General features: G+C 71.0%; 15 protein-coding genes. 3 read left to right on the top strand and 12 right to left on the bottom strand.

Annotation, left to right across the window (positions count from 1 at the left end):
- Positions 1-105: 105 nt before the first annotated feature.
- The 12 genes from ACFW22_RS06810 to ACFW22_RS06755 all read right to left on the bottom strand — a co-directional run bounded on the left by ACFW22_RS06810 (position 106) and on the right by ACFW22_RS06755 (position 12,587).
- Positions 106-1,500 (bottom strand): cytochrome P450, encoded by a 1,395-nt coding sequence (locus ACFW22_RS06810; protein ID WP_386399960.1) that lies wholly within the window; start codon positions 1,498-1,500, stop codon positions 106-108.
- Positions 1,497-2,477, bottom strand: coding sequence for a DUF1702 family protein (locus ACFW22_RS06805; RefSeq protein ID WP_386399958.1), 981 nt, complete (start codon positions 2,475-2,477; stop codon positions 1,497-1,499). The genes ACFW22_RS06810 and ACFW22_RS06805 overlap by 4 nt, the downstream gene beginning before the upstream one ends.
- Positions 2,478-2,735: 258 nt before the next feature.
- Complete coding sequence (gene ehuA / locus ACFW22_RS06800) at positions 2,736-3,494, bottom strand: ectoine/hydroxyectoine ABC transporter ATP-binding protein EhuA (protein ID WP_386399991.1); 759 nt, start codon at positions 3,492-3,494, stop codon at positions 2,736-2,738.
- Between the two features lie 22 nt (positions 3,495-3,516).
- Complete coding sequence (gene ehuD / locus ACFW22_RS06795) at positions 3,517-4,152, bottom strand: ectoine/hydroxyectoine ABC transporter permease subunit EhuD (protein WP_386399955.1); 636 nt, start codon at positions 4,150-4,152, stop codon at positions 3,517-3,519.
- Complete coding sequence (ehuC, locus tag ACFW22_RS06790; protein WP_386399953.1) at positions 4,152-4,877, bottom strand: ectoine/hydroxyectoine ABC transporter permease subunit EhuC; 726 nt, start codon at positions 4,875-4,877, stop codon at positions 4,152-4,154. Before ehuC ends, ehuD begins: the two co-directional genes overlap by 1 nt.
- Positions 4,878-4,889: 12 nt before the next feature.
- Positions 4,890-5,807 (bottom strand): ectoine/hydroxyectoine ABC transporter substrate-binding protein EhuB, encoded by a 918-nt coding sequence (gene ehuB / locus ACFW22_RS06785; RefSeq protein WP_386399950.1) that lies wholly within the window; start codon positions 5,805-5,807, stop codon positions 4,890-4,892.
- A gap of 271 nt (positions 5,808-6,078) precedes the next feature.
- Positions 6,079-6,654, bottom strand: a complete 576-nt coding sequence (locus tag ACFW22_RS06780) for a rhodanese-like domain-containing protein (protein WP_386399947.1) — start codon at positions 6,652-6,654, stop codon at positions 6,079-6,081.
- Positions 6,655-6,828: 174 nt separating this feature from the next.
- On the bottom strand, positions 6,829-7,572 hold the full coding sequence (locus tag ACFW22_RS06775) for a sulfite exporter TauE/SafE family protein (protein WP_386399942.1): 744 nt from the start codon (positions 7,570-7,572) through the stop codon (positions 6,829-6,831).
- On the bottom strand, positions 7,569-7,934 hold the full coding sequence (locus ACFW22_RS06770) for a rhodanese-like domain-containing protein (RefSeq protein ID WP_386399939.1): 366 nt from the start codon (positions 7,932-7,934) through the stop codon (positions 7,569-7,571). The genes ACFW22_RS06775 and ACFW22_RS06770 overlap by 4 nt, the downstream gene beginning before the upstream one ends.
- Before the next feature lie 66 nt (positions 7,935-8,000).
- Positions 8,001-9,359 carry a rhodanese-like domain-containing protein gene (locus ACFW22_RS06765; RefSeq protein WP_386399936.1) on the bottom strand — a complete coding sequence of 453 codons (1,359 nt, stop codon included), beginning with the start codon at positions 9,357-9,359 and terminating at the stop codon, positions 8,001-8,003.
- 288 nt (positions 9,360-9,647) lie between these two features.
- Positions 9,648-11,003 (bottom strand): DUF2254 domain-containing protein, encoded by a 1,356-nt coding sequence (locus ACFW22_RS06760; RefSeq protein ID WP_386399933.1) that lies wholly within the window; start codon positions 11,001-11,003, stop codon positions 9,648-9,650.
- Between the two features lie 276 nt (positions 11,004-11,279).
- Entirely contained in the window at positions 11,280-12,587 is a 1,308-nt protein-coding gene (locus ACFW22_RS06755) for an ROK family protein (protein WP_386399930.1), read from the bottom strand.
- Positions 12,588-12,757: 170 nt separating this feature from the next.
- Between ACFW22_RS06755 and ACFW22_RS06750 the strand changes: the two genes are divergently transcribed.
- From ACFW22_RS06750 to ACFW22_RS06740, 3 genes are all read left to right on the top strand, one after another.
- On the top strand, positions 12,758-14,065 hold the full coding sequence (locus ACFW22_RS06750) for an ABC transporter substrate-binding protein (RefSeq protein ID WP_386399927.1): 1,308 nt from the start codon (positions 12,758-12,760) through the stop codon (positions 14,063-14,065).
- A gap of 12 nt (positions 14,066-14,077) precedes the next feature.
- Positions 14,078-15,070: a carbohydrate ABC transporter permease gene (locus ACFW22_RS06745; RefSeq protein ID WP_386399924.1), complete on the top strand. Its 993-nt coding sequence runs from the start codon at positions 14,078-14,080 to the stop codon at positions 15,068-15,070.
- 76 nt (positions 15,071-15,146) lie between these two features.
- Complete coding sequence (locus ACFW22_RS06740; RefSeq protein WP_384875485.1) at positions 15,147-15,986, top strand: carbohydrate ABC transporter permease; 840 nt, start codon at positions 15,147-15,149, stop codon at positions 15,984-15,986.
- Positions 15,987-15,995 lie beyond the last annotated feature (9 nt).

Below are 15,995 nucleotides of genomic sequence, written 5' to 3'. Positions count from 1 at the left end.
TCGTGGGGGGGGGGAGCCCCCCCCGGGCCCCCGCCCCCCCCCGGTTGTCGCGTGGGGGGGCCGCCCCCCCCCCCCCCGGGGGGGGGGGCTCCTCCACACCAAGGATCAAACGATCGAGTGCACCGTCATCGGCAGCCCGCCGCGCACCCGCAGCGTCAGCATCGGTTCCGGCCGCACCGGATATCCGGGTGCCTTGGTCAGCCTGAGCTCGCGCACCACGGTGGCGAGCACGACGGTGGCCTCCAACATGCCCAGGCTGTTGCCGATGCAGAAGCGCGGCCCGGCACCGAACGGCACGTACGCGTAGCGGTGCCGTCCGGCCGCCCGGTCCGGGGCGAAGCGCTCCGGGTCGAAGCGGTCCGGCGCGTCCCAGAACGCCGGGTGCCGGTGCAGCGTGTACGGGCAGATCAGCACGTCGGCACCGGCGGGCACGCGGAAACCGCCGATCTCGTCCGACTCCCGAGCCGCCCGCGGCAGGATCCAGACCGGCGGGTACAGCCGCATCACCTCTTCGATGACCATCGTCGTGTACCTGAGGCGGTGCAGGTCCTCCATCGTGGGCGACCGGTCGCCGAGGACCTCGACGGCCTCCTCACGCACCCGTTCCTGGACCAGCGGATGCTCGTCCAGCAGGTGGAAGGCCCAGCTCAGCGTCGAGGCGGTCGTCTCGTGGCCGGCGAGCAACAGGGTCACGAGCTCGTCCCGCATCCGGCGTCGACCGGTCGCCGGGTCCTTCTCCCGCCGGGTCGACTCGATCAGTCGGGACAGGACGTCGTCACCGTCCTCGCTCGGGTGCGCGGCACGCTCGGCGGCGAGGTGCGCGACGATGTGGTCCAGGTCCGCCCTCGCCCGCCGGAACCGCCGCTGCCGGGCCAGCGGCAGCCAGGCGGGCACGGTGCTCAGCGACATCATCTCGAAGATGGCCTGGTTCTGAACGGCCTCGAAGGACTCTCCGATCGAGTCGAAGGCGTCGAGGTCCGCATCCAGGAGCGTACGACCGAGCACCCCCAGGGTGAGACCGGTCATCGCCTCCCGGACGTCGACCAGCACGCCACCCGCCTCCCGGGCCCGCAGCCGGGCCACCAGCTTGGCGGCCTCCTCCGCGATCACCCCCGCCTGCCGGGCGATCCGCTTGGCCTGGAAGACCGGCTGGATCGTCTTGCGCTGGCTGCGCCACAGCTCGCCCTCACTGGTCAGCAGGCCGTCCCCGAGCGCCCGCCGGGCGTGCACCAGGCCGATGCCCTTGTGGTAGTTGGCGTGGTTGTCCGTCAGCACGTGCTTGGCGTGATCGGGATGGTTGAAGAAGAACAGCGTCTTGGGCCCGAGCGGCAGCCGCACCGCGTCCCCGTAGGCGGCGGCCACCGAGCTCATCACGGCGAGCCGGTCCCTGGCCATCCTGGAGAGCAGTTGTGCGGTCATCGCACGGGAAGGCCCCGGCGGAAGCCGCCGGGGCCGGGCATCGACCGCTGGCACCGCGTCGTGCGACGGTACGCCGCTCACGTCCGTGCCCCACGGTGTTCGATGATCCGCTCGGAGATCCGCCGGCGCCACACCTCGTAGGCGGGCACCTCACCGTCCTCGATCGGGTCCGGCCATGCCTCCTCGCACACCCGGGCCACCTCGTCGGGCTCCATGCGGCAGAAGAACCCCGCGGCCAAGGCGGTGTGGGGAACGACCAGGCCGGCCTCCACGCGCGCCGTCACGGCGAACGCGGCCCCCTGCGCCACCTGCGGGCGGTACGCCCCGGCGCGCTTCCACAAGACGCCGAGCTCCGCCTCGTCCCCGCCGCCCGCGTACGCAGCGGCGAGTCCGGCACCGGCATAGAGGTCGGGCCGCCGCGATGCGGGGAAGCGGTCGAGCAGATCGGCCACCACATCCGGTGCCGTCCCCCCGACGAACCACATGGCCCGGCCGATGCCCTGGTCGATCACGCGCGAGGAGTGGGCCGCCGCATCACCGGCCGGCCAGGGGAAGTCCGGCTCCCGGTACTGTTCGTGCACGTACTTCCGGGTCCGGAAGTACGCCTGGTGGAACCCGTAGCCGTCGAGTGCCAGCCAGCGCAGCAGCGGGTCGGTGGGGGCGATCGCCTTCCAGCGGAAACGGGGAAGCCGGGCCATGGCCCAGCCGACTCCCACGTTCACCATGTAGCGGTGCCGGGCACCCCGACCGTCGAGCAACTCCCGTACCCGGTGGCCCGTGCCCGGGGACAGGCCGTCGAGCATCGCACAGCCCATGCCGGCCCCCTCGTAGGCGAAGCCGCGGAACTGCCGGGGCACCTCCTCGAGCCGCCGCTCCGCCTCGGTGCCGGTGCGCGCCTCCATCACGTACGCGTAGCCGTCCAGAAAGGTCCCGCCCACGGTTTCGAGGAGATCTCGCGCGGCGGGGCCCTTCACGTGGAAGCCACGCGTCGAGAGACGGGTGGCCGAATGACTCGGTGTCAGCATGCGGCGCCTGAGCGCGCGCCACGAACCGGCCATGGTTCCCTCCATCGGTCGGGCTGCCAGTGGCGCAGCCGTCCGATTCCGATCCTCCCGACGTCCGCCGCCGCCCGCCTACTTCGAGCGTGCCCACCGTCGTGAGGCCGGTGTCCGACCCGGGTGCGGGTGCGGGTGCGGGAGGTCCGGGTGGCCTCCGCTCGTGACCGGGCACGGAAACCGCGCGCCGGGACCGTCCGCCGCGCACCGGCCTCCGCACGGGCGGTCCCGTGCGGAGGCCGGTGGCCTCGTACGACGGGGTCAGAGGACCGCGCCGAGGAAGGAGCGGGTGCGTTCGTGTTCCGGGTCCTCGAAGAGGCGCTCGGGGGAACCGGATTCCAGGATCTTGCCCCGGTCGAACATCATGACCTGGTCGGAGACGTCACGGGCGAAGCCCATCTCGTGGGTCACGCAGAGCATGGTGATGTCCGTGCCCGCAGCGATGTCCCGCAGGACGTCCAGCACCCCGGCGACCAGTTCGGGGTCGAGCGCCGAGGTCACTTCGTCGAGCAGCAGCACGTCCGGCCGCATGGCCAGTGCCCGTGCGATCGCCACCCGCTGTTGCTGGCCGCCGGAGAGACGCGTCGGGTGGGCGCCCTCCTTGTCGGCCAGCCCGACGAGGTCGAGCAGGCCGCGGGCGCGTTCCACCGCCTCGTCCTTGCCGAGCCCCAGCACGTGGATCGGGGCCTCGGTGACGTTCTCCAGCACCTTCATGTTCGGGAAGAGGTTGAACTGCTGGAAGACCATGCCGATGCGCTGGCGGTGCGCGCGCACGTACTTCTCGTCGGCCGGTACCAGGTCGCCCTTGGCCCCGGGCATGTGGGAGAAGGGTTCCCCCGCGACGTGGATGGTGCCCTCGGTGACCCGTTCGAGCGTCATCAGCAGGCGCAGGATCGTCGTCTTGCCCGAACCGCTGGGGCCGATCAGGGTGACCCGCTCGCCACGTCGGACCCGCAGGTCGAGTCGGTCGAGCACGGTGTGGTCGCCGAAGCGCTTGACCACCTGGTCGAAGCGGATCATCTCCTCGGAGGGCAGGGCGTGCTCACTGGGCAAGACGGTTCTCCAGCTTTCTCATCAGGACGGATGTCGGGTAGCTCGCGGCCAGGAAGACGACCGCGGCCAGGGTGAACGCCTCCAGGTAGGCGAAGTGGACGCTGCCGAACTCGTCCGCCCGGTGGACCATCTCCTGCACGGTGATCACCGAGAGGAACGGCGTCTCCTTGAACATGGAGATCACGTAGTTGCCGAGTGCGGGAACCACCTTCCGCAGGGCCTGTGGAAGCACCACGGCCCTCCAGGTCCGGACCGGAGACAGCGAAAGCGCCACGCACGCCTCCCACTGCCCCTTGGGCACCGCGTCGATGCCCGACCGGTACACCTCGGCGGTGTACATGGCGTAGTGCACGCCGAGCACGCAGACGCCGATGGTCAGCGGGTCGAGTCCGGGCACCAGCACCCAGACGGCGAAGAGCTGGATCATCACCGGCGTGGAGCGCACGAACTCGACCAGCCCGCGGAGCGGAGCCGTCACCCAGCGGGTCGGTGCACGGAGCGCGACGGCGATGAGCAGGCCCAGCACCATGGCGACGAGCGAGCCCAGCACGGTGGCCAGCAAGGTGATCCCGAAGCCCCGCAGGATCAGCGGAAGGCCCTCAAGCGCGGTGTCCCAGGACCACATCAGGCACCACCCGCCACCGTGGCACCGGTGTGCTCGGCGCGCTTGACGCTGCGGGGGGCATCGCTCCGGCCGAGGCGCGCCTTGGCCGCCCGCTCCACGGCGTTCATCATCAGGGTGAAGGCATAGGCGATGACGAAGTACACCACCAGCAGGGTCAGATAGGCGGCGGCCGTGTCACCCGTCGTCGAACGGATCTGGTCCATCTGGAAGGTCAGGTCGGTGATGGTGACGAGGGACATCAGCGGGGTGGACTTGAGCAACTGGATCAGCAGGTTGTTGAACGGCGGGATCATCTGGACCCAGGCCTGCGGCAGGATGACCCGGCGCATCCGCAGCCACGGGCCCATGTTGAGGGCCACCGTGGCCTCCCACTGCGCCTTCGGCACCGCGTTGACCGCACCGCGGACCACTTCGGCGCCGTAGGCACCGTAGTTGAGGCCGAACGCGAGGACCGCGCAGGCCAGCGGCTCCAGCCGGAAGCCCAGCACCGGAAGGGCGAAGAAGAGCCAGAAGAGCTGCACGTAGAGGGAGGTGCCGCGGAAGAACTCGACCACCACCCGTGCGGATCCGCGCAGCAGTACGCGCGGGGAGCGGGAGGCCAGGCCGAGGGCGAAGGCCAGGACCAGTGCCAGGAGTGCACTGAGGACCGTCGCCAGTAGCGTCATGGTGATGCCCTCGCCCAAGCTGGGGAGGGATCGCGTGAGTTGGGAGAGGAAGTCACTCATGCGGGACGCGTCTCACGCCTTGCACAGGTCGACCGTCCGCAGCGTGGCCGGTGGCACCTCGTTGGCCGTGAAGCCGTACTTCCCGATCAGGTCCACATAGCGGCCCGTATCACCGGTGATCTTCTTCAATTCGCCGTTGAAGGCGTCCCGGAGCGTCGTCGCACTCTTCCGGAAGACCGCGCCACCGGGGCTGTACTGCTTGCGTCCGTCCACCTCGGGGAGGAACGGGTCCAGCACCTCGACGTCCGCGCCCTCATTGGTTCTGGCCAGCCAGCGGAGCGAGATCCCGGTCAGGGCGAAGGCGTCGATGCGGCCGGCCACCAGGGCGTCGAGGCCGTCCTGTTGCTTCGACAGCGACTTGACGCGCCCGTCGCCCACTCCGGCGGCCCGTGCGTAGCCGGCTTCGACGGCCGCGGTCAGGACGCCCACCGTGACGTCCTTGCCGGCACAGGACGCGAGGTCGCTCAGCTGGGCGGGATTGCCCTTGCGCACCATCAGGGCCGTGGGGGAGACGAACTCCGGCTCGGAGAAGATCACCTTGGCGCACCGTTCGGGAGTGATGGCCATTCCGGCACTGACCACGTCGAAGCGGTCCGCCATCAGACCGGGGATGAGCGACTTGAAGTCCGTGAGCGTGGGGCGCAGTTCCTTGATGCCGAGGGCCTTGAAGATCTCCCGGTGCAGGGTGGGCGCTTCTCCCGCGAGCTCGTTGCCGTCCTTGTAGCCGTACGGGGCTTCACCGGCGAAACCCACCCGGACGAAGCCCTGGTCGCGCAGCTTCGCCAGGAGGTCACCGTCTCCCGCGACGGACCCCGAACCGGGTTCCGTACGGCTGCACGCGGTCAACAGGCCCGGGACGGCGACCAGTCCGCCGAGCGCAACGGTACGGGTGAGGAGCCCCCGACGGGAGAGGGGCGCGCGCTGCATCATGCCAATCCTTTCGTCGGTGCCGCGTCACGGAGGCGTGACGCGGCACGCTGCGGCGCCTACCCGACTGATCCCCATGTATGTCCAATGATTTCGAGGGGGCGTGCGGCCCGCTCTCGGGGGACGGGGGTGCGCACGGCGGACAGCCCCCCGTTCCGGCCGGCCACCAACGCGTCGCCGAGGCCGTGTGCGCTGCACTGGGCCCGCTCCGGTAGCGCGGTGCCCGGACCCCGTCTTGGCGGGGCGGCCGTCCCGGGGTTGCGCCCCTGCCGGTTCAGTGCGTGCGGAGCCGGGCCAAGGTGGCGTCGATGTCGGTGGCGCGGGGGCGGTTGTGGGGCAGCTTGGCGAGTACGGCGGCCATGCCACAGGTGTTGGTGAGGGCGGAGAAGACCAGCCCCGCGGCGATGCCCGCCGACAGGATCTGGAGGGCCGGATGGACGAGGAGGCCGAGGAGCAGGCCGAGGAGGACGATCGTGCCCGCGGTGAAGCGGACCTGGCGTTCCATGCCCCAGGTGGTGCGGGTGGCGCCCTCGGGACGGTGCAGTTCGTGGCCGTCGGCGGTCCATGCGCCGGTGCCGCCGGAGAGGGTGGCGGTGTCGATGCCGTTCTCGGCGAGGAGACGGCAGGCGTTCTCGGACCGTGCACCGGACGCGCAGACGACCAGGACGTCACCGCGGTCGGCCGCGTGTCGGATGTCGGGCAGGGCCCGCTGGATCTGGTCCAGGGGGATGTTCAGTGCTCCGGGCAGGTGCCCACCGGCGTACTCGCCGGGGGTGCGCACGTCGATCACGATCAGCTCGTGCAGGCGGGTGTGGGCTTCGCCGGTGCCGAGGGCGGTGGGCGTGGTCATGGTGGGAGTCTTCCTTTTCTGTCTGCCGTGCCCCCACAGAGGAGGATGCATTACCCTCTGGGGTATCTGAGGGGGAGGATGGAGCGTGCCCCGACGGGGGGCGGGGCCTTGAGGTGGCCGTTCGCGGCGCGCGCGGGGCCCGTGCTCGGACGATGAAGCGCGCGGGGCCCGTGCTCAGGCGATGACGTCGACGAGCATGAAGGCCGCCACGCCCAGCAGGACACATGCGAAGATCCGTTGCAGGGTCCCGGCGGTGATCTTCGTGGCGAGGCGCTTGCCGTCCCAGGCACCGAGGATCGCCGCTCCGGTGAACGGGGCGATCACCTCCCAGCGCAGGTCCCCGCCGGTTCCCGTCCGCGCGGTGAGTGCGGCCAGCGAGTTCACGGTGATGACCAGCAGGCTCGTGCCCACGGCCTGCTTCATGCGCAGGCCGAGGACCCCCACCAGGGCGGGTACGGCCAGGAAGCCCCCGCCGACGCCGAGGAAACCGGTCACGGTTCCCAGCCCCGCGCCCACTCCCGCGGCCTTGGCGGGACGCACGCGTTCCGGCGGCTCGGAGGCGGCGGGGCGCAGCATGCGCAGGGCGGCCAGTGCGGCGATGACCGCGAAGGCGGTGGTGAGCACCGCGGCCGGGATCCGCGACGAGGCGGCTCCGGCGAGGAACGCCGGCAGGACCCCTGCCGCTGCGAACAGGCTTCCGGTCCGCCAGGCGACGTTCCCGTTCCGTGCATGGGCGTAGAGGGCGGTGGCCGAGGTCATCGTGACGATGATCAGACTGGCGGTGGTCGCGGACGAGGGCGAGAAGTCGAGCAGGTAGATCAGTGCCGGAACCGCGAGGACGCTGCCACCACCACCGAGGGCGCCGAGGGCCAGGCCGATGACGGCCCCGGCGACCAGGGCGAGGATCAGGGTGCTCACGCTATCGAGCCGCTGTTCCCGCGTTCGTCGGTGACCGGGAATCCGGCGGCGGCCCACGCGTTCATGCCGCCCGTCACGTCCACCGCGTCCGCTCCGCGTTCGGTGAGCAGCTTCGTCGCCTGCTGCGAACGCTGGCCGCTGCGGCAGATCACCACGAGCGGACGGCCCTGTGCGGACGCGGGCAGGGCCGCACCCGCGACCAGCCCGGTCAGTGGAGCGTGCACCGCGCCCGGGGCGTGCCCGGCTTTCCACTCGGGCTTCTCCCGCACGTCCAACAGGACGGCTTCGGGGCGGTCTCCGCCGGTACGGGTGCGGGCCTCGTGTACGGACAGGCGCGGCCTCTTCTTGCGGAAGGGGAACATCGTGGGCGTCACCTCTTTCGTTCGGGGGCGTGTGGGGATGCAGGGGCCCATCGGCCTCTGCTGGGTTCAGTCGCCGATGACGGGCAGCCCGGCGTCGGCGGCGGAGGCGAAGGCGTCGTCCACGGCCACCACCCTCCGCCCGGCGGCGTCCAGCAGCGAGGCCGCGATGGCCGCGCGCATGCCGCCCGCGCAGTGCACCCAGACCGTGCCGCCGGGCACCTCGCCGAGGCGGCGGTGCAGCTCGTGGATCGGGATGTGCACGGATCCCTCGATCCGCTCTGCGGCGCGCTCGGACGCGCGGCGCACATCGAGCACCACGATTCCGTCCCCGCGCCGGGCCGCCAGTTCGGCGAACGTGGCGCGGGGGAAGGCCGCGGGCTCCTCGCCCTCCCGGAGCCAGCGGGAGGGTCCGCCGGTCGCGGCGGCGGCAGGTCGGTCGATGCCGACCCGGACCAGTTCCCGCTGGGCGGCCGCCAGCTGCTCCGCCGTGTCGGCGAGCAGGGTGACCGGCTTGCCCCAGGGGATCATCCAGGCCAGGTAGGTGGCGAGCTTCCCGTCGGCCTCGAAGTTGAACGCACCTGCAAGGTGCCCCTCGGCGAACGCGATCCGGTTGCGCAGGTCCACCACCCATTCGCCTGCCGCCAGCCGGGCGGCGAGCTCCTCGGGGTCGGCGGCCGTCGGCGGGGTGAGGTCGACGGGGGCGGGGCCCGCGGCGTTGGTCGGGCCCATGTGCGCGTAGTAGGCGGGTACGTCCTCCAGGCCCGCGAGCAGGTCGGTGACGAAGGCGTCCACGTCGGAGGTGAGGACCGTGTTGGTGGTCTTCTCCTTGCCGATGGTCGTGGCGTCGCCGTCCGCCTGTGCGGAGGAGCAGAAGCTGCCGAAGCCGTGCGTGGGCAGGACCGCCGTCTCGTCGGGCAGGGCGTCGGCGAGACGGCGGACCGAGGCGTGCTGTGCGCGCGCCAGCTGTTCGGTGAGCCGTGGTTCGACGAGGTCGGGGCGGCCGACCGTGCCGATGAGGAGGGAGCCGCCGGTGAACGCGGCGACCGGGAGTCCCGACTCGCCGAGTACGTACGCGGTGTGGTGCGGGGTGTGCCCGGGGGTGGCGACGGCCGTCAGGGTCAGGTCCGTGTCGATGTCGACGGTGTCGCCGTCGCTGACCGGGACCCGGGCGAACGAGACCCGTGCACCGGCCGGCACCAGGTACTCGGCCCCCGTGATCCGGGCCAGCTCCAGGCCGCCGGTGACGTAGTCGTTGTGGACGTGCGTCTCCACGACGAGGGCTATGCGCACCCCCCGCCCGGCCGCAGCGGCGAGCACCCGGTCGACGTCGCGGGGCGGATCCACCGCCACCGCGGTCCGCGTTCCACCGGCGAGGTAGCTGCGGTTGCCCAGGCCCTCCAGCTCGATGGTGTCGACGAAGAACACCCGGATGCTCCCTTCTCGCGAAAATTACCCCCTGGGGTATGGATTCCACCATAGCACTTTTACCCCCTGGGGTATGTGTCGAACGGGGTGGTGGGTGCGTGTGGTGCGTGTAGTGCGTCTGGGGTGGATGCTGGGGCCGCACGGGACACGGGGGCCGAGGCGTGCGCTCAGCGGTCGTGAGGTGCCCCGGAGGCGTCGCTCTCCGGGGCGTGATGTGGGCCCGGCGGGCCCGCGGTCGGACGGGTGCGCTCCGGCGGCTCGTCGATGCCGTCCGTGACCGCCCGGTCCCTAGCCGACGGTCGCGGGGGGCCACTCGCCGGTCAGTGCCTGCTCGACGAGTGCGGTGAGTGCGGCGATGTCCGCGCGATCGGCGGGTCCGAGCTCCTGACCCGCCGCGACGTCGCGCACGCGGGTCAGCTGTTCGACGATGGCGGCACGCTGCTCGGGTCGGCTGTGCCAGGCGAGTTCCCGCAAGAGCATCAGGAGGCGGGCGAGGACCGCGGGCTCCGCCGCGCCGTAGCACAGGGGCTGGGCGATGCCGAGTCGGAGGAGCTCCGCCAGGTTCGCGCGGCGCAGGACCACGCGGATCCGACCGCGGTCGTCGTGGAGCAGCCTGGGCGACGGGTCACGCCTGGCCAGCTCGCACAGCAGCGCGGACGAGTGGGAGAGCGCATGGACTGCGGTGGTGGGGTCGTTGATTCCGGGGGAGAGCGCCCGGGTGGCCACGTCGGTGAGCTGGCGCAGGCCGAAGGAGACGTCCTGCCGGGGGGTTCGCTCGGGCTCGGTGGTCAGGGTGCGGGCCGCGCTGGACACCAGTTCCTCCCGCACCTCGGGGGCGAAGGGCCGACCGGTGCGGGGCCAGACGGCTCCGACGGGGGTTCCGGAGATCAGGGAGCTTCCCGGGGAACGGTCGACGAGGACGACGGCGTCCGCCTCGATCGCCGCGGACAGGATCGCCCCTTCGTCCACGGCGCTCAGGAAGCCCGAGGAGGCCGCGAGGAGGGGAAGGGCGCCGGCGGGCGGTTCGGGGGGTGCGGGAGGGGGCGTGCCGGCGGGATCGGCTTCGGCTTCGGGGAGCAGCCTGCGGATGGTCGTGTCCGCGTCGACGTGCACGTCGCGGAGCATGGTTTCCACCCGGATCTTGCGCGCCAGGTGCGACAGGAACACCACGAGCACGAACATGCTCGCCAGGGTGAGCAGGAAGGCGACGGTGATCGACACCTGGGGCAGGGCCGGTGTCTCGTTCCCGCTCCCGCTGCGTACGGTGCGCAGGACGGTCAGTGCGTAGGTGAAGGTCGCCAGGAAGAGGGCCAGGGTCGCCTGTACGTAACCGTCCTGGCTGAAGGTCCGCAGCAGTCGGGGGGAGAACTGGCTGCTCGCCAGTTGTAGCGTCACCACCGTGAGCGAGAGGGTCAGGGTCGTTGCGGTGATCAGGGAGCCGGCGATCGCCGCGAGCAGTGCGCGTGCGGCGTCGGGGTCGCCCCCGAAGAGGTAATCGGCGAGCGAGGGCGGGATGCCGGTCCGGATCCGTGCGTCCAGACGGGGTAGCCCCACCCCCAGGGCGACGGCCAGCACGACGGCCAGCGCCGGTACCGGCCAGAGCCGGGCGCGCAGCATCTCGCCCAGCGGCGGAAGGGGCCCCATGACGCGTCTCCTCATCATGCCGGAGTGCAGCGGGCTCCATTGTGTGTCCCGGGGCGGCGGTGGCCGGTTCGGACACGGCGGTTCCGTCCGCCGCACCCGGAAATCCCTCCGAACGGGGGTGCCGTTGAGGGGTGGCGAACCGGTTGGCGGGCGACGCGCCGAAGGAGTGCGTTCCCGGTGGCCACGTCCGTGGACCTCATGTGCGTCCCGGCCCTTGGGCGCCGATCGGACGGCCGGTGCTCAAAGCCCGGGACGCACAGGGGTGGGGCCCGGAGCTCAGGAGGACGCCCGGGCCTGGAGGGCGTCCTGCCAGGCGGGGGCGGGGAGGACGGGCTCCGCTTCGGCCGGTCGCCCGCCTCGGGCGAAGAAGTCGGCGAGCGGGAGCAGCGCCGCCCCCACGGTGACGGCCTCCGGCCCGAGGGTGCCCAGGGAGATGGTGCTTCGACTGGCCGGGTAGCGGAGCGCGTACTCCCGTGCGTACTCCCGTACGGTGCTCAGGAAGCGTTCGCCGAGCTGGAGGCCGGCCCACCCCCCGACCAGGATCCGCTCGGGTTGGAAGAGGTTGATGAGGTCGGCGAAGCCGGCGCCGAGGTACTCGGCGGTCTCCAGCAGCACGGCGAGCGCCGTCCGGTCGGGCTCCCGTGCGGGGTCTTCGGGGTAGGCGGCGGCGAGCAGTGCGGTGAGGGCGGTCTCTTCGTCGGCTCCGACCGGCGGCCTGCCGCCGGCCTCCTGCCAGCGTTCGAGCAGGGCTTCGGCGCCCGCGTACGCCTCCAGGCAGCCCTGTGCGCCGCAGCGGCAGCGCCGCCCCCGCACCCTCACGGTCAGGTGACCCCATTCGAGGGCGCGTCCGGGGCCGAGCGGATCGGTGGCCACGCAGGCGCCGACGCCCGAGCCGAAGAGCACCACCACCGCGCTGCGTGCGCCGCGCCCCGCGCCGAACCACATCTCGGCCTGGCCGAGGGTGCGGGCCCCGTTGTCGATCCAGTAGGGCACGGTGTCGGGGAGATCGACGGACTCCCGCAGCAGTCGCTCCAGCGGCACCGCGTCCCAGCCGATGGTCTGCCCGTGCACGACCGCGCCGTCCTCGGGGGTGCGGGCGACGATGCCGGGCACTCCGACGCCGACGCCGAGCAGGCGATCGACGGGGACCTTCGCGGTGCGCAGGACCTCGGCCACCCCGTCGCGCAGATGGTCGACGACGACCTCCACGTCATACCGCGCGGTTCGCGGTCCGGAGCTGGCCAACGGCCTTTCAGAACGAGCCAGTTCACTGAGGTTCAGGTCGAAGAGCTCGATCCGGAGCCGGGTTTCCCCGATGTCGACGCCGATCATGAATCCGCTGTCGGGCGAGACGCGCAGCAGGGTGCGGGGGCGGCCTCCTGCGGAGTCGACGCTGCCGGCTTCCTCGACGAGGCCCTCGGCGACCAGTTCGGCGACCACATTGCTGATGGAGCCGGAGCTGAGCCCGGTGGCAGGGCCGAGCGTGAGGCGGCTCATCGGCCCCTCGAAGTACAGCCTGCGGAGCACGGCGGTGCGGTTCTCGCGTCGCAGGTCACGCACCGTGCGGCCACTCTTCGCGTGCACTTTGGTCCCCGTCTGTCGATGTCCTTCGATGCAACATACCCGCAATCCGGCCCTTGACGCGACCTTCTCATGGAGTTTAACTCACATCCTAAATTAAGCCGGTGTTACGGGGCGGGCGATCCGGACGCCCCCGCCGGCACCTCCGCCGACCCCGAAAGGGCCCAGGAGCCATGCGCAGAATCAGAGCCGCAGTCACCGGAGCCGTCACCCTCTCCCTCGCCCTCACCGCATCCGCCTGTGGCGGCAGCGCTGACGGCGGCGGCCAGGCGAAGAAGACCCTCACCTACTGGGCCTCCAACCAGGGATCCAGCCTGGAGGTCGACAAGGAGGTCCTCCAGCCCGAGCTCGACCGCTTCGAGCGCGAGACCGGCATCACGGTCAAGCTGGAGGTCGTCCCCTGGTCCGACCTGCTCAACCGGATCCTCACGGCCACCACCTCCGGCCAGGGGCCCGACGTCCTCAACATCGGCAACACCTGGAGCGCCTCGCTCCAGGCCAGCGGCGCCCTGCTGCCGTGGGACGAGAAGAACTTCGGTGCCATCGGCGGCAAGGACCGCTTCGTCGACTCCGCGCTCGGCTCCACCGGCACCCCGGGCCAGGACCCGGCTGCCGTCCCGCTCTACTCGATGGCGTACGCCCTCTACTACAACAAGAAGATGTTCCAGGACGCCGGCATCGACGAGCCCCCGACGACCTGGGACGAGGTCGTCGCCGTCGGCAAGAAGATCAGCAAGGACGGCAAGTGGGGGATCGGGGTCGAGGGCTCCAACCTCTCCAACAACATCCACCAGGTCTTCGCCCTCGGCAAGCAACACGGCGCGGACTTCTTCACCCCCGACGGCAAGGCCGACTTCACCTCGGACGGCGCCGTCGCCGCCGTCAAGCAGTACGTCGACCTGATGGCGGCCGACAAGATAGTCGCGCCGGGCAACGCCGAGTACGCCCAGAACCAGTCCCTCAGCGACTTCGCCAAGGGCCGCACCGCCATGGTCCTGTGGCAGACCCCGTCGCAGACCTTCGCCGCCCAGGGCATGACCGCCGGGGAATGGGGCGTCGTACCCGCCCCGGTGCCCTCCGGCGCTCCCGGTCAGGACGCGCAGACCAACTCCATGGTCGCCGGCATCAACATGGCCGTCTTCAAGAACACCAAGAACCTCGACGGCGCCCTGAAGTTCGTGAAGTTCATGACCAGCGACGCCGAACAGATCACGCTCAACAAGACCTACGGCTCGGTGCCGCCGGTCAAGAGCGCGCTCACCGACTCCGCGTTCTCCGACCCCTCGCTGAAGGTCATCCGCGACACCCTCGCCGCCAGCGCCGCCGCCCTGCCGCAGGTTCCCGAGGAGTCCCAGTTCGAAACCGTCGTCGGCACCGCGGTCAAGGAACTCTTCGCCGACGCCGCCGCCGGACGGCCGGTCACCACCGACTCCGTGCGTGCCAAGCTCGAAAAGGCCCAGCAGCAGATGCCGAAGAAGTAGGCCGCACGTCCCATGACGAAGACCATTCCCGCCCCCGAGCGCGAGCGGGTCGTGCCTGGGGCCGCACCCGGAGGGGCTCCCGCGGACCGCCGCTCCGGGCGCGGCCGCACGGCACTGCCGTACCTGCTGCTGCTCCCCGCCCTGATCCTCGAACTCCTCGTCCACCTCGTCCCGATGCTCATGGGCATCGGCATGAGCTTCAAGGAGCTCACGCAGTTCTTCATCGGCAACTGGTCCGAGGCCCCTTGGTCGGGACTGGACAACTTCACGGTCGCGATCGACTTCGACGCCCCCGTCGGCCAGGCGCTGTTGAAGTCCTTCCTGACCACCTGCCTGTTCACCCTCGCCTCGGTCGCCGCGTGCTGGCTGCTGGGCACCGCCGCCGCGATCTACCTCCAGGAGGGCTTCCGCGGCCGGGGCTTCCTGCGCACCCTCTTCCTCGTCCCGTACGCCCTGCCCGTCTACGCCGCGGTCATCACCTGGGCGTTCATGTTCCAGCGCGACAACGGGCTGGTCAACCACGTCCTGCACGACCAGCTCGGCATCGGCGACAGCCCCGCCTTCTGGCTCATCGGCGACAACAGCTTCTGGGCCCTGCTCGTCGTCTCCGTCTGGAAGGGCTGGCCGTTCGCCTTCCTCACCGTGATGGCCGGACTCCAGAACGTCCCCCGCGACATGTACGAGGCCGCCGCCCTCGACGGCGCCGGGACCTGGCGCCAGATCCGGCACATCACCCTGCCGTCGCTCCGCCCGGTCAACCAGGTCCTCGTCCTCGTGCTGTTCCTCTGGACCTTCAACGACTTCAACACCCCCTTCGTCCTCTTCGGCAAAGCGGCGCCCGAAGCTGCGGACCTGATCTCCCTGCACATCTACCAGTCGTCCTTCCAGACGTGGAACTTCGGCACCGGCTCGGCCATGTCCGTGCTCCTGCTGCTCTTCCTCCTCCTCGTCACGGGCGTCTACCTCCTGCTCACCAGCCGGGGAAGGAAGACCTCCGATGTCTGACCGCACAGCCACCGCCGCTGCCCCGGGCCCGTCCGTCCTCCCGGCGCCCGCCCGCCCGACCCGCCCGCGTCCGCCGATGGCCCCGCCGCGCTCCTTCCTGTGGAGCCGACGGATCTTCCTCACCCTGCTCACCGGCTTCGTCCTGGTGCCGGTGTACGTGATGGTCTCCAGCTCCCTGAAGCCGCTCCAGGACGTCTCGGACGAGTTCCAGTGGATCCCCAGCGGGCTCACCCTGCGCCCGTACGCCGACATCTGGCGGACCGTGCCCCTCGCCGACTACTTCGTGAACTCCATCGTGGTGGCCGGGGCGGCAACGGTCTTCTCGGTGATCGTCGCGATCTTCTCGGCCTACGCCGTCAGCCGGCACGAGTTCCGCGGCAAGCGGGTCTTCACGGTCACCGTCCTGTCGACGCAGATGATCCCCGGCATCCTCTTCCTGCTGCCGCTCTTCCTCATCTACGTCAACATCGGCAACGCGACCGGCATCGCCCTGTTCGGCTCCCGCGAAGGCCTCATCCTCACCTACCTCACCTTCTCGCTGCCGTTCTCCATCTGGATGCTCACCGGCTACTTCGACTCCATCCCCCGGGAGCTCGACGAGGCGGCCAAGGTCGACGGCTGCGGACCCGTCGGCGCCCTGTTCCGCGTCATCGTCCCCGCCGCCATGCCCGGCATCGTCGCGGTCGCCGTCTACGCCTTCATGACGGCCTGGGGCGAGGTCCTGTTCGCCTCGGTGATGACCAACGACACCACCCGCACGCTCGCCGTCGGCCTCCAGGGGTACGCCACCCAGAACGACGTGTACTGGAACCAGGTCATGGCCGCCTCCCTCGTCGTCAGCGTGCCCGTCGTCGCCGGCTTCCTCCTTCTCCAGCGCTACCTCGTCGCCGGCCTCACCGCAGGTGCGGTCAAGTGACGTCCCCCC

Origin of the sequence: Streptomyces sp. NPDC058872, assembly GCF_042743065.1 — a bacterium.
GTDB lineage: Bacteria > Actinomycetota > Actinomycetes > Streptomycetales > Streptomycetaceae > Streptomyces.
This window is presented reverse-complemented; position numbering and strand designations above follow the sequence as displayed.